The sequence below is a fragment of the Synechococcus sp. R6-10 genome (genome assembly GCF_047461815.1).
In the GTDB taxonomy this organism is placed as follows: Bacteria; Cyanobacteriota; Cyanobacteriia; order Thermostichales; family Thermostichaceae; genus Thermostichus.
On sequence record NZ_JANSHW010000088.1, the window covers coordinates 1 to 3,792 of the forward strand.

Consider the following 3,792-nt stretch of genomic DNA (forward strand, 5'->3'; position numbering starts at 1 on the left):
CGTTCCAGTTGTAGCCAGGAGTGAAGAAATACTCTAGGTCGCCGCGGCTGAAGGCTCCCCATTTGTTAAGCAGATCCCTCCGCCGATCCTGCTGAAATTGCAAAGCCGAAATGGCACGGGTGGTGGAGTCGGCACCCGCAATAGGCAAGGTGACGGCATAGACTTGAAAGGGCTTGTACAACGCAGAGCCAACCTGGAACCAATCCCCCACGTTGGGGTTGACCGTCTGTTCAGCCGGAGAATCGGTACACCCCGCCAAGGCCGAACCCTGCAGTGGCCCACTGCGGATCAGCAGCCGCCGCGCCCGCTCGGTATCCGTCAGGTTAGCCTCAAAGTCGCTGCCGGCAGCCCGACGGGTGTTCAGAATAGTATAAACCGTTACGGAGTCATTGATGCCATTGTTGTCGGTATCCGCCAAGAACCACCAAGCGGGCGCCTGAACCCGGACGTTCAAGTTTTGTCCCGGATTTTGCGGATCCTCCACCTGAATGTTGGTGGCGATCACGAACTGAGTTTCGTCGGGGAGGATGTAGGGCTCATCGGGATCCCGAGGAAGCAGACCCCCTGCCCCATCGTTGATGAGGGCTGCGGCAAATTGCGCATCCGTCGGGGCGCTGTTGGGCAGGCGGGGATCCCGAACTAGGTACTCGATCTTAGCTCTAGCCCGGTCAATGGCCGTATTCAGTTGTCGGCTAATGGTTTGCCCCGCTCGTTCCACCTGGGTTTGGATGCTGCGCTGAGTGGAGCGGGTCAGCAGCCCCACCGTCACCAAGCTCAAGACCAGCACGATCAAAATGGCAACCGGCAGGACAAAGCCCCGCTCTCGAATCTTGCGCTGATCCACCCGTGCTTTCAAAGAACCGAGTAAGCGCAGGGTGAGCTTGAGCAGCAGCGTGGAAGGAGCAGACATACCGTATCTCGGACAACGTGAAGGGGAAGGCGGCACCCAGGGGATCCCTTGTCAAGATGCCAAGCTAGCAACAGTATGGCGGTGATCATGGCCGCCGCAAATCCCCACCTCTGGGGGGAATCCCCAAGCCCTTTCTCCAATTCACAAGATCCCCAGTTGCTGCGCCTTGAGCAGGGCGGTGACACGGTCGCTAGCATCCAGCTTGCGGTAGGCAGTGCTGGCGTATTCTTTGACGGTTTCGATGCTCAGGCCCAGACGGCGGGCAATCTGTTTGTTGGCCAAGCCCTCGCTCATCAGTTGCAGCACACACAGCTCGCGGGGGGTGAGCTTGGGCAGCTCCTGTCGGGCAGGCAGCCAGTCTCGTTCGGGGTTGGACAAAATCTGACGGATGACGCGGGCCAATTCCGCCGGGTCGGTCTCTTTGGAAAGGTAGCCTTTGGCCCCGGCGTGGCGGGCTGCCTCAATCAGACCCGGCTCCTGAAAGGTGGTCATCATCACCACCACCACCGGCAGGCCCAGCTCGGTGATTTGCTGGCAGGCGGCGATCCCATCCCCATCCGGCATGCGCACATCCAAAATGGCTACGTCGATGGGGCAACTGCGACAATGGTGGACGGCCTGGGATCCCGTCTCGGCTTCGGCCACCACCTCAAATCCTTGGGCTTGCAGGGCAAACTTCAGCCCCAGCCGGAAGAGGGGATGATCGTCGGCAATGAGAACGCGGACAGGGGAAGTCATGGCAGGGGATCCGAGCCGAGGGGGTGCTGGTTTTAATCTGCCCAAGGGGGGATCCCAAATAAAGCGCCCTCACCCCCAGCCCCTCTCCCTTGGGGAGAGGGGGGTTATGGCTTCACCAAGACCATGCCGCGGGCCTGGGGGTCAAAGGTGGGATCCAGCCGGGTTTGGGCATTGTACAGGGCGCCGGTCAGATCCGCCCCCTCCAGAAAAGCGCCTCGCAGGTCGGCCCCCCGCAGATCGGCATTGTGTAACTTGGCCCCTGTGAGGTCGGCGCCGGTGAGGATGGCTCGACGCAAGTCGGCCCCGCTTAAGTTGGCCACCTGCAGATTGGCACCCGTCAGATCTGTCTGCTGCAGGTTGGCCTGCGCCAGATCGGCTTCCCACAAGAAAGCCCCTGCCTGAGCTGAGCCACTCAGATTGGCCCCTCTCAAATCGGCCAGATTGAGGATCGCTTGGGAGAGGTCGGCAGCTTGGAGATTGGCCTGTCTGAGGATCGCTTCTTTCAGGTTGGCCCCACTGAGGTCAGCTCCCGGCAGTTCTGCCCCCGTTAGGTTGCAGGCGGGGCAATCTTTGCTGGGAAAAACAATTTGGGAGCGGCCCAGTTGGGCATCCAACTCCAGTTGGGCAAAGGCCGCAGCCGTCGGGATCCCCAGCGCCAGCAGCGCTCCCGACCAGAGGCGACTTCCCCTCATCAAGGGCTTTACAGGTTGGAGCCGTGCCCATCCCATGGTTTTCACCGGGATCCCCTCCTACTGCTGATGGTAGCCGCTCTGGCCCATTTCCCCAGGGATCCCCCATATCTTGAGGAGCGCCACTAGCTCTGTTGCGGCTGGCAGTGGGGGCAAAAGTGAGCCGACCGACCTGCCAGCTTCATCCGCTGAATTGGGGTGCCACAGAGGCGACAGGGATCCCCTTCCCGACCGTACACCCACGCTTGCCCTTGATAGTTGCCGTTGAGCCCATGCAGATCCCGGTAATCCCGCAAGGTGGTGCCCCGCTGCTCCAGCCCGGCCCGTAACACCTCGATCAACGCTGCTCGCAGGCGTGCCTTGGCCACATCCGAAAGCTGAACTGCTGGCGTCAAAGGGTGAATGCCGCTCAGAAACAGGGCTTCGTCGGCGTAAATGTTGCCCACCCCGGCTACCAGCGATTGATCCAGCAGCGCGGTTTTAATAAGACGGCGGCTCTTCTGCAGGGCAGCCTGGAAATAGGCCTCAGAAAAAGCTGGCGAAAAGGGCTCCGGCCCCAAGGTCTGCAGGGTGGGGATCACCGCCTCCAGCTCAACACCGGCGGGCACCAGCCACATCTGGCCAAAGGTGCGCTGATCCACAAAGCGCAAGTCCCACCCTTCCTCGAAGGCCAAACGAACACGAGTGTGAGCTGATAAAGGGGTGGATCCCTGCACCCAGAGCAACTGCCCGGTCATGCGCAGATGCACGCCCAGAACAGCTCTCGAATCCAGGGATCCCAGGAGATACTTTCCTCGCCGCTGCCACTGGGTAAAACGGGTGCCAATCAAGCTCCGCCCAAACGTCTCCCTTGCAGGGTAGGCAATGGTGCGGGCCAGGAGCACCTCCACCGCAAGTATGCGTGGCCCCAGGGTGAGGCGTTGCAAATCTTGCCGAACTGTTTCAACTTCCGGCAGTTCAGGCACAGAACGACTTGCTCAAGAACACAGTCCCCGGCATCAGAACTTTGGCTTAGCTGGCCGGAGCGGCTTTGGCCTTGGCCTTGGGAGCTTCCAACACTTCCAGCTCATCTTCGCGGAAGTTGTTGGTGTTGATGTTGTAGTAGTTGATCTTGTCGAAACGAACGATCACCGGATAGAGAATGCCGCTGGTATCCACCGCTGCAACCGTTCCCACATCCCGATACCAGTAGGATTCTTTCCGCAGCACACGGACTTTGGCACCACGCTGAATCGCCATGAGGGTTATCTCCATTGACCTGAACTCAGATTACCCTAGTCCGTGAGAAGGCTGCGATTTCCGAATTTTTGTAACAGGGATCCGCCCGTGTCTTCCTGGGTTTTCGGGGCCGACAGCAGATGAACCGTCGCACCTGTGGAGCCTGGCTGTTGGGTTCTGCTTTGACCTGGGGCTTGCAGGGGAAATCTGCAGGGCTGCCCCATCCGCGCGATTTTG

4 protein-coding genes and 1 pseudogene are annotated in these 3,792 nt (G+C 60.1%); all 5 read right to left on the bottom strand.

Annotation, left to right across the window (positions count from 1 at the left end):
- Window positions 1–910 (bottom strand): annotated as a pseudogene (locus tag NW837_RS02980) (type II secretion system protein); the annotation flags it as partial.
- Window positions 911–1,051: 141 nt separating this feature from the next.
- Window positions 1,052–1,648: a response regulator gene (locus NW837_RS02985; protein ID WP_414329197.1), complete on the bottom strand. Its 597-nt coding sequence runs from the start codon at window positions 1,646–1,648 to the stop codon at window positions 1,052–1,054.
- A gap of 104 nt (window positions 1,649–1,752) precedes the next feature.
- Window positions 1,753–2,376, bottom strand: coding sequence for a pentapeptide repeat-containing protein (locus NW837_RS02990; protein ID WP_414329198.1), 624 nt, complete (start codon window positions 2,374–2,376; stop codon window positions 1,753–1,755).
- 86 nt (window positions 2,377–2,462) lie between these two features.
- Complete coding sequence (locus NW837_RS02995; RefSeq protein WP_414329199.1) at window positions 2,463–3,302, bottom strand: DNA-formamidopyrimidine glycosylase; 840 nt, start codon at window positions 3,300–3,302, stop codon at window positions 2,463–2,465.
- Window positions 3,303–3,348: 46 nt separating this feature from the next.
- Complete coding sequence (locus NW837_RS03000) at window positions 3,349–3,576, bottom strand: photosystem I reaction center subunit IV (RefSeq protein WP_414329200.1); 228 nt, start codon at window positions 3,574–3,576, stop codon at window positions 3,349–3,351.
- Between the last annotated feature and the right edge of the window lie 216 nt (window positions 3,577–3,792).